Source organism: Acutalibacter sp. 1XD8-33, from assembly GCF_003612555.1.
GTDB lineage: Bacteria > Bacillota > Clostridia > Oscillospirales > Acutalibacteraceae > Acutalibacter.
This window is the reverse complement of the sequence record NZ_RAZF01000001.1, coordinates 77,972-96,500: the sequence shown is the minus strand read 5'-3', so window position 1 is coordinate 96,500 and position 18,529 is coordinate 77,972. Positions and strand designations below refer to the sequence as shown.

Genomic DNA, 18,529 nt, shown 5'->3' with positions numbered 1-18,529 from the left:
GGATACTTTTCAATCTTTTGGGCTATAGTACTTCTCCAGCTCGGTATACCGTATCTTTCCCGCATCGTTCTTTGGAATTTCCTCAATCGCTATCACCTGAATGGCCGCAGGGTTCAGCTTCAGCGTCCGGCTCACATATTTCTCAACTTTCTCCACTAAGCCACCGTCTGTAATAAAGAGAACCATGTGGTCGTCCACTCCGGCACTGGCACAGGGCATGTGGTGAAATTTCTCCTTCACAAGGCAGTCCACCTCGTCCAGGTTCACCCGATTTCCATAAATCTTTAAGAACCGCTTCTTTCTTCCAGTAATATAATAATATCCGTCAGAATCGAACTTCGCCATATCGCCGGTCTGGAGAACGCCGTTTCTCTCGTCCCCCTTTACCAAGTCCTCTCCCCGTTCCGCATAGCCTAGGGTTACATTTGGCCCCTCATAAACCAGTTCGCCGGTAATTCCCGGTTCCGTAATCACCGTGCCCGCCTCGTCAATCAGATGGAATCTCCCCCCCGGTATGGCAATTCCCATAGAGCCGTATTTCTCAATGGCCCTTTCCGCAGGGAGATAGCCCATACGGGCAGTCGCCTCGCACTGCCCATACATCACCACAAATTTCTTGTGGGTTTCCTTGGCATACTCCGCAAATTTTTTGTGAAGCTCAGGGGTGAGTTTTCCCCCCGCCTGGGTCATAGTCCTCAGAGAAGGCAGATCCTTCCGCTGAAAGCGCATTCTGTCCAGCATCTCATAGGTATAAGGGACGCCGCCAAAGGACGTGGCTCCTTTCTCTTGAAAAAATGCCCAAAATTCTTTCTGCGCTAGAGATTTATCTGTGACAAGGAGCATCGCTCCCACCAGCAGATGGCTGTTGATAATCGACAGGCCATAGGTGTAGTTCATAGGCAGCGTGGTAATCGGCCGCTCCGCTTCGGTGAGCGCAAGGTATTCTGCAATAGCTTGCGCATTTACCAAAACATTTTTATAGCTCTGGCGTACTAGCTTCGGACTACCTGTAGAACCGGAGGTGGTCAGCAGCAGAGCCAGATCCTGGTGCATAGGGTAGGCCTCCGGATATCCGGTTTTTAATAAGCAATACCGATTAGATGAAAAAATCAAACCCATCTCTGGGAACTGTTCCCGCATATCCTCCGGGACCCAGAGAAACGCCGGATAATATGCCTTCAGAAGATTGTCCAGCAAGGACCGGTCCAGCTGGCTGTTAAGTAAAACCGGAACAATCCCGCCGTTCAACATCCCAGTGTAGCCAGCCAGCGCGCCGGTTTCATTCCGACACAGGACAAAAGCCAGACAGCGGCGGCCTATCGCCTCTTGCAGGCGTCGCCCCTCCTCATACAGTCCACCATAGGTTAAGGACATACCGTATTCGTCTAGTATGGCAATGTCGCTGCGGTATTTTTGAAAATCCCAAATCATTCGCGTTCTCTCTCCCTTCGGATGGAGGCAGGTTCATCGATACGGCTTTTGCTTCCAATAATCCACAAATTGATCGGAGAACACCCACTCTCCCGGTATCAGCGGGCTTCTCTCCTTCAGCAGTTCAAAGCGCCGGCGGTCCTTAAAGAAAAACCACATGCGCGCTTCTATGTGATAGGCGCAGCCAACAAATCCATATTGCTGGAACAGCAGGCCCATACTGGCGTTTGTCCACAGCGTGCAATGCCCGCCTAACAGATAGAACCAGTTTGGGTCCTGGGGAACCTCCTCACAGACTAATGTATGCATACAGAGAGTACCCTTTTCTTCTAAAAGGCCTATGATTTCGTCCACATCCCGCCTGCCAAGCAGGTGCTCAAATACAGAGCACGATACCACCGCGTCGAAATCGCCGGGCAGCATGTCCTCATCCGCTAAATAATCACTGGGTCCTTCAGGCCGCAGCGCTCACAGCGCACATAATCCCTCTCAAAGGGCTCCGGCTCAATGGTTTTTTTCAGGTAGTCCTTCATCTCAGAACCGCACACAAAGCATTTCATCTGTCTTTCTCCTTCCCCTCAGAACGCAATTTCATAATTGCCGGCAAGGATTTCCTTCCCCTTCTCATAAGAGCTGAGGTCAATAATGTCATCCGTGTCCATCATGATATCAAAGGCATCCTCTAAAGCGGCAATCAAGCCCATATGCCCCACGGAATCCCATTGTTCAATCCCTTGATACTCCAGTCCCTCCAGCTGGTCCTCCGCAATTTCCAATGCCTCGCAAAAAGCCTGGTTATATTTTTCTGCGTTTGTCATAATGAAATCCCTCTTTCTGATTTTTACCGTTCTATTGTTCCGCTTCTATCTTTACAAAAGTATCCGCCCAAATTATACCGGCGTTCCATGGCTTTCTTCCATAGGCTCCACGATCATTTCCTGGAAGAAAACCTCCCTGTCGATAAATGGAGACTGGTCCTCAATGGGCCGGAACCCGAATTTCCGCTTCCCATAGGTCACCAGGGCGTTATGCAGGTCGAACTGGTCCGGGTCGCACATGACTTCGCAGATATACGGACCATCTGATGCCAACAGTTGGGTGATGGCATCATCAATTTCCCCTGTCTTTTCCGCCTTTCCATAAGGAATTCCAAAGGCCGCCGCGAGCTTTCCATAGTCGGGAAAGTCCAATCCGTTGCTGGGATCGGTCCCAATAGTTTTCCCCCGGAAATGGGCCCGCTGCCCATGGCGCACACCGGAGTATCCATTGTTGTTTATGATAACAATTTTGATGTTGAACTGATTGCGCACCACGGTTTGCAGCTCCTGCAAATTCATCATAAAGGAGCCGTCGCCTGTATAGGAGATCACCGGCCCTTCTGAAATCGGCGCAATGCCGCAGGCACCTGGCAGAGAATAGCCCATCTCTCCCTGCGCAAAGGAGATAATCAACCTGTCAGATTCTTTTATTCTGCTGGCTGCTGAAACAGCCGCGCCTGTCAAGCCCGCATCGGAAACCAGAACGCTTTTTTCCGGCAGACGCAGGGAGAGCTTCTCCATAAACACCTTTAAGTCCACCAGGTGATCCGCATCATTCCACTCGCTTTTATATTGGAAAATATCTTTCCAATGCCGGCATTGATCTAACCAGCTCTGAGAAACAGCATGTGTTTCCATTCCATTCATTTTTTCCAAAAAGTCCTTCGCGTCTCCATGGATGAATCGGTCGATCCGCACGCCCTTTTTGGAGTGTTCCACCGCATCAATATCTACTACAATCACTTTGGCGCTCCGGGCAAATTTTTCCCGTTCCGGCCCGGTCGTCTCTATAGCCAAACGACACCCGATACTAATCACAAGGTCGGAGTTCTGGAGCGCAAAATTTCCATACCGAGACGCGCCCGCCGCACCGCTTACAATCCCCATATTAAGCGGATCTTCATAGGGGAACATATCGTAGGCAAAGCGCGAGAACGTTACGGGAATGGAGTTCTTTTGCGCGAACTTTCTCAGCTGTACAGCCGCCCCCGCGCTGCGCACTCCCTGTCCCGCCAGAATAATGGGCCGCTCCGCCCGATTCAGCGAGTCAACTACAAAGTCCAGCTCTTCCTGGGAGACGGCAAGCTCTGGCGCAGGCTCCGGCACATACCGTTCCAGTTCCTCCTCATTTACCATGGTGTTCTGAATATTCAGCGGCACGTCCAGCCAGACCGGGCCTTTTCTGCCCGTCTTTGCCAAATAAATCGCTTTATCCATATAAAAGGCAATCTTATCCGCGCTTTCTACTGTTACCGCGAATTTGGTAATGGGTTTCATAATAGTTTCCGTATCTGCCTCTTGTATGCCGACCTGCCGCAGAGGCAGTCCAGAGGCCTTAACTGTCTGGTCATAAGCCTGCTGCCCTGAAACAATGATGCAGGGAATGCTGTCTTGCCAAGCATGCAGAACTCCTGTCATCGTATTTGTCCCCGCACAACCTGTCGTCACAATGCAGGCCCCCAGGTTCTCATTGTAAAGCGCGTAAGAAAGCGCTGCCATGGAAACTGACTGCTCGTGGTGCATCGCGATGCTTTGAATCCCTGTATGCCTCCTCAAGGCGTCGGTCAAATAGACGCACTGCCCGCCAGGGACATAAAAAACATGATGAACCCCTTCTTCATAAATCCGCTTGATAATATAATCCGCCACTCGAATCATTGCACTGTCAAACCTCCTGTATTCAATTTCCAGCGTCCGAAAAATGCGATTTCATCCTCTCAAGGCCCAAAAGCACTGGGGGTGAGGAATGTGATCTCCCTGCAATGTACCGCGTTTTTCCGAAAATCAGAGAACATATCCGCGATCTCGGCGTTGATGGCCTTCCAATCTTCAGAACTGTGGGTGGGCAGGAAGGGATCTGCATAGCTCTCGTTATATTTCATCATAAAGCTGTCAAACCCCGCAATCGTAACCTTTTCTATCCCCAGCAAATCCGCCAGCCGCAAGGCGCAGATTGCCGCGTTATCATAATAGTCCCATCCCCGTTTTACCACATGGTGGTATCCCACAATTCTTTCATTGCCCTCCGGAACATTTTTCACGCTAGAAAGAATGATCCGTTCGGCCTTTTCGAAAGAGCGTTGATAGGTGGCCTTTGCATATTCATAGCGCGCGGAGCTGACAAAAAACAAATAGTCATAATTATAGCCCTGCAAAATGGCGTTAACACCAAGAACATTCGGGCGGTTCTCCTGGATATATCTTTGAATCGTTTGCTGCTCCTCCAAGGATGATTTTCCGGGACAGATCAAGAGCAGCTCCCGACCCTTCAAACATGCCGACAAATTCTCTAGCGCGGCCTGATCGTCTACGTAAAGTTCTTGATTCTGCAAATACTTCTTTTCCAGCAGGTCATAGTCGTATTTCTTTCTGTCCTCCGCTGGCAGAGACTCAATAATATTGCGCATATCCTTCGCGTTTGTCCGGTGGTTTTTTAATAGATAGGCGATGTTATTGACATGGCAGCAATACAACCCCGCGATAAAGTATGGCGTGGAGTACCCCCAATGATAGTTCTCCGTAAAATATTCCATATAAATATCAATCGCGTCCATGATGGAATCCATATCATAATGGCATCCACATTTCCGGTTCAGATAACTCACAACCAACTCTGTGGTTGCATTTCCCGCTCCGCGGCCCATCCCGCACAGACTGGCGTCAACAATAACCTCCCGCTCCTCTTCCCACAGCAGCTGAATAAAGTTCATTGTCAATGCAAAAGAAAGCTGCTGATTATTGTGCGAGTGAAAACCCAACTTGACTTTCCGGTCCAAATTCTCATTCAGGACATGAACAATGCGCTCCAAATCCTCTGGATACATCGCCCCAAAGGTATCGACAATTGAGAGACCTTGGATTCCTAACCGGTTCATTTCTCCGGCAAGCTCGGTAAGCTCTTCATCTGAATATGCCAGCGTATTGGCCGCCTGAAAATAGATCTGATAGCCCTTCTCTTTGATTTGCCGGCCGACTTCCACCGCCTGGCGGTGTTTTCCGTGGGGAAATACCACCCGGATGGCATCAATGGACTTTCCATCATAGGGCGGAAGATAGTCCAATTCATAGCGGTCCCAGTCGATCATAACCACATAGACCGTATTCCGGCTTTTTCCAGACAAATAAGGTTCCAGATCGCTTGGCACATGATAAAACGTCGTGCCAGGGCGGTAATCGTCATTTTTTAGCCATCCACACTCTATAATCTCCACTCCGGCGCTCTGGCATTTTTCTATAATTCCCTTGATAGCCGCGCTGCCGAATTTTGATTCCGTAATATAGGCTCCGTCTCGAAGAGTACAGTCCAACAGGCTAATTTTATCCCTCTGTTTTGTCATTGGCAATCTCCTCCTAATCTTTTCGATTCCCTTTCATGCCGAAACTACAACAGCCCGCCGTCCACCCGGAGCACCTGCCCGGTTATGAATCGGGAAAGCTCCGACGCCAAAAATACGACGGCATCCGCCACTTCTTCCGGCTTTCCCAGCCGCTTCATTACATTCCGGCTGACCGCAACCTGCATATCCTCCTGAGGCGTCATGTTGCCCATATCTGTGTCAGTCAGTCCCGGGGCAACAGCATTCACCCGGACGCCAAACTGCCCCAGCTCAATCGCCAGCCTTTTTACCGCTCCAATCACAGCCGCCTTACTGGCGGAATACTCGATGTTCGCTCCTCCGTCAAAGGCGGCGCTGGAGGACAGAAAAATGACGCTTCCCCGTTTTCTGCGCATCATCGCTTTGGTAATAAGCTGGGTAAAAAGAATTCCTGAGAAGAGGTTCACCTGAAAGACATTCCGAATGGTTTCCATATTTGTCATGGCCAGCATCCTTGGCGGCTGTGCAACGCCAATATTATTCACCAGAATATCAACGCCTTTTTTGGATTGCAGAATCTGCTTCGCGGCGGCCTTGACCTCGTCTTCCTGTTCAAAATCTGCGTACACAATCGGAATCTCTACGCCGTGGGCTTCCGCCAAGCTGGCGCAATGTTCCGTAAAAGACGGATCTTCTTTCCGGACTATCGCAAAAACGGAAGCGCCCTCTGACGCCATCGCGGTCAATATGGCCTTCCCGATTCCCCGGTTGCATCCGGTCACCACCGCCGTCAATCCTTGTAACAGCATTGTTGCCTCTCCTTATTCTTTCTGCCGGAATACATACCGGCTCATTTCTTCGATCATTTTATATCCGTCCCAGATGAACGAGGGCGTCATGGTCTCCCCCAGATTTACAATGCGGTCCACACCCCGGACCCCATTGGCAAAGACCAAGTTCAGCACCGCTTCTTTCTCAACCCCCAGAACGGACACCGTCTGGCACCGCTCCGTAAGAACCGGAAGAAGCTCCTCCAACCGGAGGGCGGTATATTCGTAGAACAGTCCGCCTTTGCTGAAATATTGGGACAGATCCGGCGTCAGGCTCTCCAGCTCAGCCCGCATCACATAGGTGTTTTTTGAACGCAGCCGCACGCCGGAACGGCTCATTCCCAGCATACACAGCGATGTGAATTTATCCACCGCCTGAACAGGTCTCATAGGATATTCCTCTGCCGCCAGATCTTCCAGGGCTTTCCAGAAGATTCTCTTGGCCTCTTTCACTGCGGGCTCCGTTCCCATCCAAACCACCATCCGTGGGGAGCTGCACGCATTCTGGTCGGTATAATAGGTGTCTGTATAGAAGCCCTTGGCAACTTGCCTGGGATCCTTTTTCAAATATTGGTCCGCATGGATAACCACCAGGGAAAACCGGTCTGCAAACGTCAATTCCTTTGCCCTGGGCGGAATGGGGATTTGCCGGATCGCCTCGATAGTCTGATCGCCGCCCCAGATAATCCGGATGCTGCACATATCAGATAGCGCCCTAGTGGCCTCTTCCTGGTGGCCATACCGCAAAATGCACAGATATGGTTTCATCTGCGCACATTCTCCCTCCAAAAGCTGGTTTATCGCGCCGCATATGATGCCAACCTGCTGGAAAACCTTGTCGGATACCCGCACCACGGTACAGTTCCCCGCCAAGAGGGACGAGGTCAGGGATACCGCGAAGTTGACCGGTACATTGGAGGGAGTAATATGAAAAGCGATCCCCCGACCCAGACGGTTCTCCCAGCCAGCACAGGCTTCCTTGGCCTGTTCCAGAGAGGCACGGCGGATCCAGTACGCATAGGAAAGAATGTCTCCATATTCCTTTGCCACGGGGTCTCGGCGCAATTTCTGGGATAGACCCGAAAGAAATTCTATGGCAGGCTGGGAAAATGCCGGCAATACCGGGACCCTCTCCATAGCCGCTAAACACGCCTCATCACCTACTAGAAACTGCGCGTCCCGGATCCCTTCCATGTTCCTCCGCATAGGTATCGCTGCACCCCCTTAATTCCGCCTGAGCCATCCGGCCCAGTACTTGAATATACTTCCCCTTCCGGCCACAGGGGCAATCGTCCTCTCCCAGAATAACGCCCTCATCCTCCGTCAGGAGGGAATGCCCCGGGTAAGAGCGGGGCAACGCCGACACCACCTGAATAATTCCCTTCTGTCCTATAGGGCAAAGGGAAAAATCCCGGTAGTTCCGGATAAGCACATCGGAAAAAATGCTGGCGTGAAGATGCCCATACTCGCATTCCGCATAGATAGCTCCCGTCTGTTCCACCATTCCATAGTGGTCCAAAAAGTGGCGGATCCCGCACGCCTCATGAATCCGCCTTTTAAATTCCGCCTGAGACACCGCCTGCCCCATAAGTTTTTTCCAGCCGCCCCCGGTCATCAGAAAGCCTTGGGAGAAGTCAAACCTCTGGGCTGTCCGGCACAGCTCCTGATAGAAATGTTGCCAAACCAAAAAGGTAAAACCGAAGATAATGAACCTCTGCCCCGCATATTTTTCTGCAAAGGCCCGGACCTTGTCAAGATCCAAAGACATATCCTCCCGCAGGGCATATACGGACTCCCTGGCCACAAAGCTCAGCCCCATAATGGCCGCTCCCCGAGCGGAGAACTTCGCCCGATCCTTCAACACGTCCGGCGTATCGATAATCAGCATGGGAAGCCGCTTTTTCCCCCAGAAATCGCTTAAAATCCGGATCATTACCTTCTGCTGAGCCATGGCCGTCTCTTTGTCCAGAAAGATTTTGGACACCTTCTGTCCTGTGGTACCGGAAGATGTCATGGTCTTAAAGAGACTCTTTCGGTCAATGCTGATCAAATCATACTCTTTAAAGAGACGCACTGGAAAAAAAGGAATCTGATAAAGTGCTTGAACCTTCGCCGGGTCGTATCCTGTCATTTCCAAAAAATCCGCGTAGGCACGGCAATGTTCCTGATGAAATTTTGTCAGCTCCGTCAGCTCTCTCAACAGCAGCCCTTCCTTTTTTTCCGCTTCCAGTTCATAGGGCTGAAAGGAATAAAAATCATCTATCAAGTCACTTGCCCCCATTCTTGCCGGACCCGTTCCGCGATCTGGACATCCGTCAGACCCTTTTGCTGCCAGACATACCGCTGGGATCCCGCCTCTGCAAAGGAATCCTGAAACCCAATAAAGATCTGCCGGGGCCCCTTCGCAAACCCAGCCTTATACTCCGCTACCGCGCTTCCCATGCCTCCCAGCACCGTATGCTCCTCTACCGTCGCGATAAGCTGGTAGTCCGAAAAAATTTTTTGCAATCCAGCACAGTCCAGAGGCTTGATCGTGTGCATGTTGTACACCGCAGTCGACAGCCCCTGCTCCTCCAGAAGGTCCGCAGCTTTCCAGGCTTCCGCCACCATTAGGCCCGTCGCGATCAGGGCAATCTGGCTGCCCTTTTTTATTTCTGCCAGCCTGCCGGGTACAAAGTCGTAATCCTCCTGATAGACAACGGGACAGTTCTGTCCACCGCTCAGCCGGATATACATGGGCCCCTCCGTTTCGGCCGCATACTCCGCCATCTTTACCGCTTCTAGGCTGTCTGCGGCGGATAGAACCGTAAGATTGGGCAGCGCCCGCATAAAAGCCAGATCCTCCGTAGCCCAGTGGGAGATTCCAGATTTTGCAGCCACAACTCCCGCGCTTGTACCCACTATCTTCACGTTGCACCGCATATGGGAGAGGTGCTGCCGGATATGCTCCAGACTGCGGACAGCAATAAAAGCGGCATACGTGGAAGCGTACACACAGTATCCCTCCATTGCCAACCCCGCCGCAATACCAATCATGTTCTGCTCCGCAATCCCCACGTTCAGAAACTGGTCCGGATATTTTTTCTCATAGCGATCCATGCCGGAAAGAAGAGCAAGATCCGCCGTCAGAAGTTTCACGTTCTTTTGACGCTCCGCTATTTCCGGCAGGGCAATGCCAAAAAACGCGCCTCGTTGTCCCAGTTTGGACAGCATCCGTATATTTGCCGCTGTATTCTTCATCGGTCAACTCCCAAAATCTCTTTTCTTCCCTGTTCATATTCGGATCGAGACAACCTGTGGTGGTGCCACTCCGGCCTGTTCTCCGCAAACGATAGTCCTTTTCCTTTCACCGTATCCGCTATAATCCCGTGGGGCAGGCCCACACGTGTGTCCTGGAACGCATAGAGCAGTTCCTGGCTACTGTGCCCGTCGCAATGGGAAACGGACCAGTGAAAGCTGGCCAGCTTTTCCTCCAGGTCTTCCAGGCCCATCACTTCCTCCGTATCCCCATCATAGGAAAGCCGGTTGCGGTCGATAATCGCAGTCAAATTATCCAGCTTATAATGGGCTGCCGCCATGAAGGCCTCCCAGATACATCCCTCGTTCAACTCGCCGTCTCCCAAAAGAACATAAATCCGACTGGGCCGTTTCTGTTCTCTCGCCGCCAGTGCCAGGCCGATTCCCACGGAAATGGCCATTCCCAAACTTCCGCCAGAATACTCCAACCCAATTTCCGGCCGCCGGGGATATCCTGTCAGCCGCCCTCCATCCTTCTGAAACTCTAAAAGCTCCTCCCGGGAAAGAAAACCGGCCTCCACAAGGGCGGGAAGATGGGCCAGGACACAGTGGTTCTTGCTGGGCAGGAATCTGTCCCGGTTCTCATCCAGCGGATGATTGATGTCATAGCGCAACACCTCGCCATACAGAACGGCAAGAATTTCAATGCAGGACAAGCTGCCCCCCACATGCGACCCATAGTTTCCCGCCTGCAAGGCCATATCCAAAGCGCTTAAGCGCATCCTTTGGGCCATCTCCGCCAGCCGGCCGGCATTCTTTGCAGAAACATCAATTGTCATACCCGTCCTCCATCCAGCACTAAGATATGCCCTGTCATAAACGCCGCCTGATCCGAAGCAATGTAGAGCGCAGCGGAAGCGACCTCCTCTGGCCTTCCGGCTCTTTGGATGCTCATGCGCTTCAGCATCTTTTCCCTCTCCCCGTCCGGCTTATACGCCCCCATATCTGTGTCGATCAATCCCGGCGCAATCCCGTTTACCCGGATCCCATAGGCGCCCCATTCTTTGGCGGCCATCCGGGTGATCCACGCCAGGGCGGCTTTACTGGAGCCATAGGCCAGATACCCCGGTTCAGCCTCGATTCCGCCGGCCGAACAGATATTGATGACGCATCCCCGCTTCTGCCGCATCATCTGCCTTCCAGCCAGCTGCATCATCTGCACCTGAGCAAACACATTCACCTGATAAACCTCTCGGAGGGTTTTCAGGGGCGTCATCATCATGAGTCCACCATGGGGGATGCCCGCGTTGTTGATCAGAACATCTAGCGGTCTCTTTTCCTGAAGGATCCGCTGCATTCCCCGCTGCACATCCGCCTCGTCCAGCAAGTCAAAGTAGACCGGCTGGATCGAAACGCCGGCTGACGCGGCCAGCTCTGCCATATCCTTTTCAAACTCGACAGAGGGTTTTCTTGCGCAGGCCCAGAGGTTATCTCCAGCCTCCGCAAAGGCCTGAACCATCGCCCTGCCGATTCCCCTGTTTGCCCCAGTTATCACAACGTTTCTGCTCACAACTAAAACACCTTTTGCTTTTTATTCTCTGCAATTTCTCTGGCCGGATTCCCGATCACCGTCATGTTGGGGCGGACGCTTCTCAGCACCACCGCTCCCATGGAGATAATAGCATTTTCCCCTATTTCGATGTGGTCCCGAATGCTTGCGGAAATTCCGATATATACCCCAGGCCCCACCTTGGTATTCCCCGCCACAACCACATGGCTGGAAATTTCACAGTGCTCCCCAATCTCCACCCCATGGCCGATCATGGAGATCCCGTTCACGCAGACATTGTCTTTGATTACCGCGTCGGAGGAGATGGAGATGCTGTCCTTGATGATAACGCCTTCCCCAAGGACCGCGCTGGGGCTTACAACAGAGGTCGGGTGGACGATGGTAGCCAAACGGTATCCCGCGTCTTTCAGTCTCTCATACAGCGCCTTCCTAGCTGACGGCTCCCCCACCGCGATGATCGCCTCGATCTCGTCCCTGGCGAATTCCCGCTGGAAGGCCTCAAAGGGAAACATCCTGGCGCCATAGCAGACCCCGGCTTCCTTTGTGTCGTCAATGAACACAATCTCCGTCCATCTTTTATTCAGCGCGGCACAGTAAACGATCAATTCGTGCATCTCCCGTCCCGCCCCGCCGGTTCCGTAAATCGCAAGTTTCATCCAACCACCGCGTTCCTTTCCTCTAAGGTTTGCCGGAGCAAATCATCCCTCTACAAATTCTTCCACGCTTATCAGAGGCCCCTGATAGCCCAGGGCGCGCAGATCGCTGAACCAATAACCGCCCTTGAAGAAGTCGATGATGATCATAGCGTCCGCCATCTCCGGCTTAAAATCCTGTTTGGCTACCTTGGGGAATTCCGACCCACAGCAATCTTCCGGCACCCAGGTCAGCTGGAACACCTCCGCGCCCGCCTTCCGCATCAGCTTGGCAAAGGTCTGTGAGAAATCGTTCTTCCCATAGAATCCCACGCGCTTCGCGCCCAGCTTCTCCAGGCGCTCCTTCACATACTCCGTCGGAGACATCCCCCTCTCGTTGGCGTAAATTTGTGTTAGCAGCTTCCGATAGATCTCCTCCTGCTTCAGGGGATGGGGCATGGCCTCCCGGATATTGTGGCAACCCCAATCATACACCTTGGGGTGCTTCCAGCAGTCGTCCGCGAGAATCTTCAAATATTCCTTGTGATACGGATGCATGGGGTTCAGGATGTTTTTGAACCAATAGGTTTCTTCGTCCATCTTCCACCACTTATACAAAGGCTTCATCACAATCTCATCAACAGCGTATTCATCTGACTGCGTAAAGGCGCCTATGTAACTGGGCACCTCCCAGAAATTACATTCCTGCACCACCATTGTGACGTTCAGCTTGTTGATTTTTCCTTCCCGTCTCAAGTCGCTGAGGAATTTCAGATTCTTCTTTACTCTCTCCATGTGGTCGAATCCACCGGAGAGATAACGGTAAACCTCTCTTTGCAAACTATTCAGCGTAACGGTAACAGAGATGTTGTATTTCCCCAGATGTGAAAACCGCGCCCAATGTTCCTCGTCAAAAAGGACGCCATTGGTTTCAAAGCCCAGCCTAAAATCTTCGCGCTCCGGACGCAAGTTTTCCAAAAACTCAATAAAGCTGGAATTCGCCAAAAATTCCCCGCCGCCGTTCATACTGATCTCTTCCATCTTGTTGGCAAAAGGCAGAAAGCGCTTTAGAGCTCCATCAATTTTCTCTCGCTCTCCCTCTTCTGGACAATAGACCGATTTCCGGCAGCTGGTACAGGCGATGTTGCAAATGTGGTCGTTGGCCATATTGACCACCAAAGGCAGCTCTGTAGGCACAGCCTCCCGCGCAATCTCTTCTTCTGACAGGTTTAATAACTCCCCTCGCTCACAAAACGGGCAAGAAGTTTCCCTGCAAAAAGCAAAAGACCCATTTGTAATGGACTGCCGGGCTTTTTCTGCCGCTTCGCTATGCCAGATCTCATCAATATCCTGCTCATAAAGATTTCCGATCGTATAATGCATCCAGCCGCAAGGCCATACTTCCCCTTTATCTCCTAAATACGCATACATGAACGGGCGCTTACAGAATTTCATATAGGATACCTCTTCATTGGTTGATTTATTTTGCCGGTCGACTGGAGGTAGACTGTCCCCTCCAGGGCTTCACGCTGTGCTTCTCTGCCAGCCAATTGAGAACCTGCTCCAGCGTTACCACCCGGTTGGAAAATTCCTCCCGAGCCGCCCCGATTTTTTCCTTTGTCCGGCAGAGGTCGCACACCACCAAACAATCCGCAGAAGGCAAGGGATCCTCTCCCAAGCGGTATACTGTCAGCGTTTCGTGGACCGCGCTGAAATAGTCGGCCTCCACGCCGTAGGCGGCAGAAATCTCGCCCTCCTCCGCCAGCTGCTCCAGGAAGAACCGGCCTTCCCGGCCCATGCCCAGCACCGCTATACTCTGACAGCCGTTCTCCGTGAAATACTCGCTCAACCTTGCTCCCGCAGCTTTTAGCCGCAGCCAGGTGTAGAGCAGGTCCCGCTCCCCATTGATTTCCTTCAGCGTTTCTTTTTGCCAGCGGTATTTCTCCAGCCAGAGTTTTTTTACCAATGCGCCTCCCGCTACGGCCCCTGCCAGCGCCGCCACGCCCAGCCCAACCATTTTCATCATTGGATGCTGTTCTCTGCTCATGCTCAATCCTCCATCTCAATGAGTGCTTTCAAAATGTACCAGCAATATTTCAGAGGCTGATGGCTGCCCGCCACCATCTCCGCCAAATATTTCAGGCGCTTGGGCGTGGGGCTATGGACGCACTCCTCCACAAACCGGGCGAAACGGTAGGCGTTCCGCTTTCCCAAGTGCTGGTTGCGGGGGAGGTCCATATTCTTCCGCGCCCAGCTCTCCAGCTTGCAGGGATACATAAACATATCATAGTTCCGGTAGGGGTTCGAGTGGTGGATGGAAAACCAGTTGTGCTCTCCCTTTTTATCCACCACGCGATAGCAGGAGAACACCTCGTTGAAGCAATAGATGGGGCCATGTGCCAGCGCCAGCAAAGTCCCCGTTTTATCTCCCACGTTGGGATGAGCTGTGTAAAAAATGGAATACTCCTCGGGATCCATATCCCGGAGAAAGTTCCTGGTCATACCTGCCCCGACCTGGCCAGGCACCTGCCAGCTGTCGATCAGGTCCTGAAGGGTGAATACCTTTTTGTTCCAGGCAAAGTGACATCCCCGCTGGTAATCCGGCGTCCCGTTCTCATCCACAATGACACATTTTCCTGTGCAGCCCACATACTCCTTGTGCGCCTCCAAAAACTCCCACTGCTTCTGCATCTTTTTCGGATCCAGCCAAAAATCGTCCCCCTCCAGCGTAGCGGTATAAGTCCCCTTGGACCGGCGGATCAAATCCCAGCCGTTATAGCCAGCTCCTGTGTTTTTCTTGCGCAGTACAGGTTTTATAATATCCGGATACCTCTGCGCGTACTCCCGGACGATCTCCGGCGTCCGATCCCCTGAGGCATCGTCTCCCACCAGGATTTCATAGGTGAGATCTGTCTCTTGGGTCAATACGCTCTCCAGCGCCTGCGCGATATACTTTTCGTGATAGTAGCTCAGGACCAGCACGCTGACGTCTATAGAGCCTGCGTTTCCGTTCATGAGATCATCCTTTCTTTTGAGGTCTCGCTTGGTTATTCTATAATTCCATATTCCTTTTCTACATAGGCATACAGAATCGTATCATGCCAGTTTAACTGATGCTGTCGAACAAAGATTTTGTATTCGGGACAAATTTCTTTTATTTGGATAGCCAGCCGGAACATATCTGCCGGAGTATGATAAATGCAAACCGCCAGTTTGGGCAAATCCCGCCGAAGGACCTTTCCTCCACCGGCAAGCATCTTCCACTCATATCCCTCGATGTCCGCTTTCAAAAAGGAAATCGGCTGGGTTGCAAAGTACTCATTCAACGCATAGACCGGAACGCCCCCCTCTCCTGAAGGGTCTTTATGAGAAAGCCGGATTCCAGAAAGATGCACTCCGTGCTCCGCCTGTTGAATCATGCTCTCCTTTCCCGCGTAATAGCTGCTCTCTCCAATCCCACCGCAGACCATTTCAATCTTACTATCTGGAAGATTCCATTCCTGCTTCAATCTATTCACTCGAGCGATTAAGGCGCAAAAGTTTCTATCCACCGGTTCAAAGGCTACAATTTTCTTGAAGTCAATGTGCGTTGACACATACTCTTCGATGGTATCCCCCACATATGCGCCGCAATCCACAAAAACCTCATTTCCGTCAAATGTTGCGAAAGCAGGCAGTTCAAAATAGGAATCCTCCGTTACCAGCTCCGAACGCACCTTTGTTTTGCCCATCCGGGTTAAAATCGCGTTGGCATAGGACGCTTTGGAGAAGTCATCCTCCAGCATATCAAACACGGCCAGCACCTTGTCCTTATGGGCGCAGAAAAAGTATTCCTGGAAGCCACAGAAATCAGCGTCCTCCACGCCGTCATTCCTCAGCCCGTCAAAAATAATCTTGCGGGCCTGGGGCGAGCCGCTGCAGACCAGAATCACATATCCCTTGCACAGTTCATGGGCTTCCTCATAGTTGATCACCGGCCTGCCCAAAAAGGTGGTTCCCTGCTTTTCCGGCGTGTCGTCTATAAAGTAGGCGGGGTTGATCGGGTTATACCCCCCCCCCATCTATATTTTGTGTTTCCTTTGCGAATATATCGCTATATCTAGTGGATGTATCTCCCGCCCCATATACCGCGATGCCACGGCTTGTGTTAAAGCTGCGGCTCAGGGCGTTTTCCAGTTCTTCCCGAATCGCTTTCACATCAAAAATTTCCATATGCGTCTTTCACCTTTCTCAAAATTTGTTTATTCCAAAATGCCACTGGGTTTTTCAACATATGCGCAAAGGACAGTATCTTCCCAAGACGGCTGGTCCTGCCGGACATAGAACTTGTACTCCGGACAAATTTCTTTTAGTTTTATAGCCAGTCGGAACATATCTACCGGCATATGATAAATGGAAAGTGCCATTTTAGGCTTATCTCGCTTTATAACGTTTTCAGCTCCTATAAGCATTTTCCATTCATAACCTTCAATATCTACCTTTATAAAAGACAGCGGCTGCTCTGCAAAATAGTCATCAAGGGCATATACCGGAATGGCATTCTCTATCGGCTCACTTACCTTTTCAATTTTGAGCGCGCACAATTGTATTCCATTTTTCAGCTGTTCGTCAGCATATTTTTTATCCGCCTGATAGTTTCCTTCTCCTACCCCGGCTTGAACAAGTTCAAATTTCTCATCCGGAATAGCCCACTCTTTTTTTAGTCTTTCAACTCGTGCCGACAGAGCTTGAAAAGCCATATCACTAGGCTCAAACGCAACTATTTTTTTGAACATCATATGGCTGAACAAATATTCCTCCACCGTATCTCCTACATAAGCTCCGCAGTCAACAAAAACTTCATTCTTATCGGCCTTTACAAAAACAGGAATGTCAAAGTATGCCGGATTTCGGACCAAATCCTGAGCTTGTTCCGCCCTTTCCATCCGAAGCAGAATTAAGTTTGCATATGTTGCCTTCGAAAGATCATCTTCTAGCATGTCAAAAACAGCCAGCACCTTATCCCTATTGGCGCAGAAAAAATATTCCTGGAAGCCACAGAAATCAGCGTCCTCCACGCCGTCATTCCTCAGCCCGTCAAAAATAATCTTGCGGGCCTGGGGCGAGCCGCTGCAGACCAGAATCACATATCCCTTGCACAGTTCATGGGCTTCCTCATAGTTGATCACCGGCCTGCCCAAAAAGGTGGTTCCCTGCTTTTCCGGCGTGTCGTCTATAAAGTAGGCGGGGTTGATCGGGTTATACCCCCCCCCCATCTATATTTTGTGTTTCCTTTGCGAATATATCGCTATATCTAGTGGATGTATCTCCCGCCCCATATACCGCGATGCCACGGCTTGTGTCAAACTTGCGGCTCAGAGCGTTTTCCAGTTCTTCCCGAATCGCTTTTACGTCAAAATTGCTCATCTCTTCTACAACCTCCAGAAATTGTTGAACGCATTCAGCGCCTGTTCCCATACATCTTCTCGTAATACTGCTGGTACTCCCCGGAGACAATTTCCTCCCACCAGGCCTTGTTGTCCAGGTACCACTGGATGGTGCGCTGGATTCCATCGTCAAAGGGTGTCTCCGGCAGCCAGCCCAATTCCCGGTGGATCTTCTCCGGATCGATGGCATAGCGGCGGTCATGCCCCTTGCGGTCGGCCACATAGGAAATCAGGCTCTCCGGTTTTCCCAGGGTTTTGCATACCAACTTTACGATATCGATGTTCTGCCTCTCATTGTGCCCGCCTATATTATAGACCTCGCCGGTCCGGCCTCGCTGCAAAATCAGCTCAATGGCCCGGCAGTGGTCCTCCACATACAGCCAGTCCCGCACGTTCAGGCCGTCTCCATAGACCGGCAGGGGCATATCCCGCAGCGCGTTGAGAATCATTAACGGAATAAACTTTTCTGGGAACTGATATCCCCCATAGTTGTTGGAGCACCGGGAAATCGTCACTGGCAGGCCGTAAGTTCTGTGGTAAGACAACGCCAGCAGGTCCGCCGCCGCCTTGGAAGCGCTATAGGGAGAGCTGGTATGCAGGGGCGTTTCCTCTATAAAGAACAGCTCAGGCCGGTCCAGGGGCAGGTCCCCATAGACTTCATCGGTGGAAACCTGGTGGAACCGCTCCACCCCCAGCTCCCGACAGGCGTCCAAAAGGGAAGCCGTCCCCATCACATTGGTTTGCAGGAACACCTCCGGCCCGGTGACGGACCGGTCCACATGGCTCTCAGCGGCAAAGTTCACCACAACCTCTGGGCGCTCCTCCTGAAAAAGTGCCTTGACTACCTCCCGGTCGCAGATATCCCCCCGCACAAACCGGAATTTCGGGTGCTCCATCACGGGCTTCAGCGTGGACAGATTTCCCGCGTAGGTGAGTTTGTCCAGACAGACCACCCGGTCCTCTGGATGCCCCTTCATCCAGTAGAATATGAAATTGGAACCGATAAACCCGGCGCCGCCGGTTACAAGAATGGTCATTCTAGTCCTCTC

The 18,529-nt window shown here is 51.6% G+C and carries 20 protein-coding genes; all 20 read right to left on the bottom strand.

Annotated features, from left to right (window positions below; all coding sequences use genetic code 11):
- Nucleotides 1–9: 9 nt before the first annotated feature.
- Nucleotides 10–1,431, bottom strand: a complete 1,422-nt coding sequence (locus D7X94_RS00520; RefSeq protein ID WP_199714969.1) for an AMP-binding protein — start codon at nucleotides 1,429–1,431, stop codon at nucleotides 10–12.
- A gap of 33 nt (nucleotides 1,432–1,464) precedes the next feature.
- Complete coding sequence (locus D7X94_RS00515) at nucleotides 1,465–1,854, bottom strand: methyltransferase domain-containing protein (protein ID WP_120425732.1); 390 nt, start codon at nucleotides 1,852–1,854, stop codon at nucleotides 1,465–1,467.
- Nucleotides 1,855–1,865: 11 nt separating this feature from the next.
- Nucleotides 1,866–1,991 (bottom strand): hypothetical protein, encoded by a 126-nt coding sequence (locus D7X94_RS19425; protein WP_279221728.1) that lies wholly within the window; start codon nucleotides 1,989–1,991, stop codon nucleotides 1,866–1,868.
- Nucleotides 1,992–2,009: 18 nt separating this feature from the next.
- Nucleotides 2,010–2,249, bottom strand: coding sequence for an acyl carrier protein (locus D7X94_RS00510; protein ID WP_120425731.1), 240 nt, complete (start codon nucleotides 2,247–2,249; stop codon nucleotides 2,010–2,012).
- 72 nt (nucleotides 2,250–2,321) lie between these two features.
- Nucleotides 2,322–4,127, bottom strand: coding sequence for a thiamine pyrophosphate-binding protein (locus tag D7X94_RS00505; RefSeq protein ID WP_120425730.1), 1,806 nt, complete (start codon nucleotides 4,125–4,127; stop codon nucleotides 2,322–2,324).
- Between the two features lie 59 nt (nucleotides 4,128–4,186).
- Nucleotides 4,187–5,806, bottom strand: a complete 1,620-nt coding sequence (locus D7X94_RS00500; protein WP_120425729.1) for an aldolase catalytic domain-containing protein — start codon at nucleotides 5,804–5,806, stop codon at nucleotides 4,187–4,189.
- A 44-nt stretch (nucleotides 5,807–5,850) separates the two neighbouring features.
- On the bottom strand, nucleotides 5,851–6,594 hold the full coding sequence (locus D7X94_RS00495) for an SDR family NAD(P)-dependent oxidoreductase (RefSeq protein WP_120425728.1): 744 nt from the start codon (nucleotides 6,592–6,594) through the stop codon (nucleotides 5,851–5,853).
- A gap of 12 nt (nucleotides 6,595–6,606) precedes the next feature.
- Complete coding sequence (locus D7X94_RS00490) at nucleotides 6,607–7,821, bottom strand: acyl-CoA reductase (RefSeq protein ID WP_120425727.1); 1,215 nt, start codon at nucleotides 7,819–7,821, stop codon at nucleotides 6,607–6,609.
- Nucleotides 7,772–8,881 carry a LuxE/PaaK family acyltransferase gene (locus D7X94_RS00485; protein ID WP_243111053.1) on the bottom strand — a complete coding sequence of 370 codons (1,110 nt, stop codon included), beginning with the start codon at nucleotides 8,879–8,881 and terminating at the stop codon, nucleotides 7,772–7,774. Before D7X94_RS00485 ends, D7X94_RS00490 begins: the two co-directional genes overlap by 50 nt.
- Complete coding sequence (locus tag D7X94_RS00480) at nucleotides 8,878–9,855, bottom strand: transketolase family protein (protein WP_120425726.1); 978 nt, start codon at nucleotides 9,853–9,855, stop codon at nucleotides 8,878–8,880. Before D7X94_RS00480 ends, D7X94_RS00485 begins: the two co-directional genes overlap by 4 nt.
- Entirely contained in the window at nucleotides 9,852–10,691 is an 840-nt protein-coding gene (locus tag D7X94_RS00475; RefSeq protein ID WP_120425725.1) for a transketolase, read from the bottom strand. Before D7X94_RS00475 ends, D7X94_RS00480 begins: the two co-directional genes overlap by 4 nt.
- Nucleotides 10,688–11,422: an SDR family NAD(P)-dependent oxidoreductase gene (locus D7X94_RS00470; RefSeq protein ID WP_120425724.1), complete on the bottom strand. Its 735-nt coding sequence runs from the start codon at nucleotides 11,420–11,422 to the stop codon at nucleotides 10,688–10,690. The genes D7X94_RS00475 and D7X94_RS00470 overlap by 4 nt, the downstream gene beginning before the upstream one ends.
- Before the next feature lie 2 nt (nucleotides 11,423–11,424).
- Nucleotides 11,425–12,078: a NeuD/PglB/VioB family sugar acetyltransferase gene (locus D7X94_RS00465; RefSeq protein ID WP_120425723.1), complete on the bottom strand. Its 654-nt coding sequence runs from the start codon at nucleotides 12,076–12,078 to the stop codon at nucleotides 11,425–11,427.
- A gap of 42 nt (nucleotides 12,079–12,120) precedes the next feature.
- A complete protein-coding gene (locus tag D7X94_RS00460) occupies nucleotides 12,121–13,509 on the bottom strand; it encodes a radical SAM protein (RefSeq protein WP_120425722.1) in 1,389 nt (462 codons plus the stop codon).
- 25 nt (nucleotides 13,510–13,534) lie between these two features.
- Entirely contained in the window at nucleotides 13,535–14,101 is a 567-nt protein-coding gene (locus tag D7X94_RS00455) for a hypothetical protein (RefSeq protein WP_120425721.1), read from the bottom strand.
- A gap of 2 nt (nucleotides 14,102–14,103) precedes the next feature.
- Nucleotides 14,104–15,069: a glycosyltransferase family 2 protein gene (locus D7X94_RS00450; protein WP_120425720.1), complete on the bottom strand. Its 966-nt coding sequence runs from the start codon at nucleotides 15,067–15,069 to the stop codon at nucleotides 14,104–14,106.
- A 32-nt stretch (nucleotides 15,070–15,101) separates the two neighbouring features.
- Entirely contained in the window at nucleotides 15,102–16,115 is a 1,014-nt protein-coding gene (locus tag D7X94_RS00445) for an FkbM family methyltransferase (RefSeq protein WP_120425719.1), read from the bottom strand.
- Nucleotides 16,099–16,266 carry a hypothetical protein gene (locus D7X94_RS18275; protein ID WP_158590833.1) on the bottom strand — a complete coding sequence of 56 codons (168 nt, stop codon included), beginning with the start codon at nucleotides 16,264–16,266 and terminating at the stop codon, nucleotides 16,099–16,101. Before D7X94_RS18275 ends, D7X94_RS00445 begins: the two co-directional genes overlap by 17 nt.
- A gap of 29 nt (nucleotides 16,267–16,295) precedes the next feature.
- Nucleotides 16,296–17,309, bottom strand: a complete 1,014-nt coding sequence (locus D7X94_RS00440; RefSeq protein ID WP_120425718.1) for an FkbM family methyltransferase — start codon at nucleotides 17,307–17,309, stop codon at nucleotides 16,296–16,298.
- A 185-nt stretch (nucleotides 17,310–17,494) separates the two neighbouring features.
- A complete protein-coding gene (rfbB, locus tag D7X94_RS00435) occupies nucleotides 17,495–18,517 on the bottom strand; it encodes a dTDP-glucose 4,6-dehydratase (protein WP_120425717.1) in 1,023 nt (340 codons plus the stop codon).
- Nucleotides 18,518–18,529 lie beyond the last annotated feature (12 nt).

Bases quoted from the DNA above. Each gene is read 5' to 3' on its own strand.
- D7X94_RS00520 (WP_199714969.1), bottom strand. From the start codon at position 1,431: ATGATTTGGGATTTTCAAAAATACCGCAGCGACATTGCCATACTAGAC.
- D7X94_RS00515 (WP_120425732.1), bottom strand. From the start codon at position 1,854: ATGCTGCCCGGCGATTTCGACGCGGTGGTATCGTGCTCTGTATTTGAG.
- D7X94_RS19425 (WP_279221728.1), bottom strand. From the start codon at position 1,991: ATGAAATGCTTTGTGTGCGGTTCTGAGATGAAGGACTACCTGAAAAAA.
- D7X94_RS00510 (WP_120425731.1), bottom strand. From the start codon at position 2,249: ATGACAAACGCAGAAAAATATAACCAGGCTTTTTGCGAGGCATTGGAA.
- D7X94_RS00505 (WP_120425730.1), bottom strand. From the start codon at position 4,127: ATGATTCGAGTGGCGGATTATATTATCAAGCGGATTTATGAAGAAGGG.
- D7X94_RS00500 (WP_120425729.1), bottom strand. From the start codon at position 5,806: ATGACAAAACAGAGGGATAAAATTAGCCTGTTGGACTGTACTCTTCGA.
- D7X94_RS00495 (WP_120425728.1), bottom strand. From the start codon at position 6,594: ATGCTGTTACAAGGATTGACGGCGGTGGTGACCGGATGCAACCGGGGA.
- D7X94_RS00490 (WP_120425727.1), bottom strand. From the start codon at position 7,821: ATGCGGAGGAACATGGAAGGGATCCGGGACGCGCAGTTTCTAGTAGGT.
- D7X94_RS00480 (WP_120425726.1), bottom strand. From the start codon at position 9,855: ATGAAGAATACAGCGGCAAATATACGGATGCTGTCCAAACTGGGACAA.
- D7X94_RS00475 (WP_120425725.1), bottom strand. From the start codon at position 10,691: ATGACAATTGATGTTTCTGCAAAGAATGCCGGCCGGCTGGCGGAGATG.
- D7X94_RS00465 (WP_120425723.1), bottom strand. From the start codon at position 12,078: ATGAAACTTGCGATTTACGGAACCGGCGGGGCGGGACGGGAGATGCAC.
- D7X94_RS00460 (WP_120425722.1), bottom strand. From the start codon at position 13,509: ATGAAATTCTGTAAGCGCCCGTTCATGTATGCGTATTTAGGAGATAAA.
- D7X94_RS00455 (WP_120425721.1), bottom strand. From the start codon at position 14,101: ATGAGCAGAGAACAGCATCCAATGATGAAAATGGTTGGGCTGGGCGTG.
- D7X94_RS00450 (WP_120425720.1), bottom strand. From the start codon at position 15,069: ATGAACGGAAACGCAGGCTCTATAGACGTCAGCGTGCTGGTCCTGAGC.
- D7X94_RS00445 (WP_120425719.1), bottom strand. From the start codon at position 16,115: ATGGGGGGGGGGTATAACCCGATCAACCCCGCCTACTTTATAGACGAC.
- D7X94_RS18275 (WP_158590833.1), bottom strand. From the start codon at position 16,266: ATGGAAATTTTTGATGTGAAAGCGATTCGGGAAGAACTGGAAAACGCC.
- D7X94_RS00440 (WP_120425718.1), bottom strand. From the start codon at position 17,309: ATGGGGGGGGGGTATAACCCGATCAACCCCGCCTACTTTATAGACGAC.
- rfbB (WP_120425717.1), bottom strand. From the start codon at position 18,517: ATGACCATTCTTGTAACCGGCGGCGCCGGGTTTATCGGTTCCAATTTC.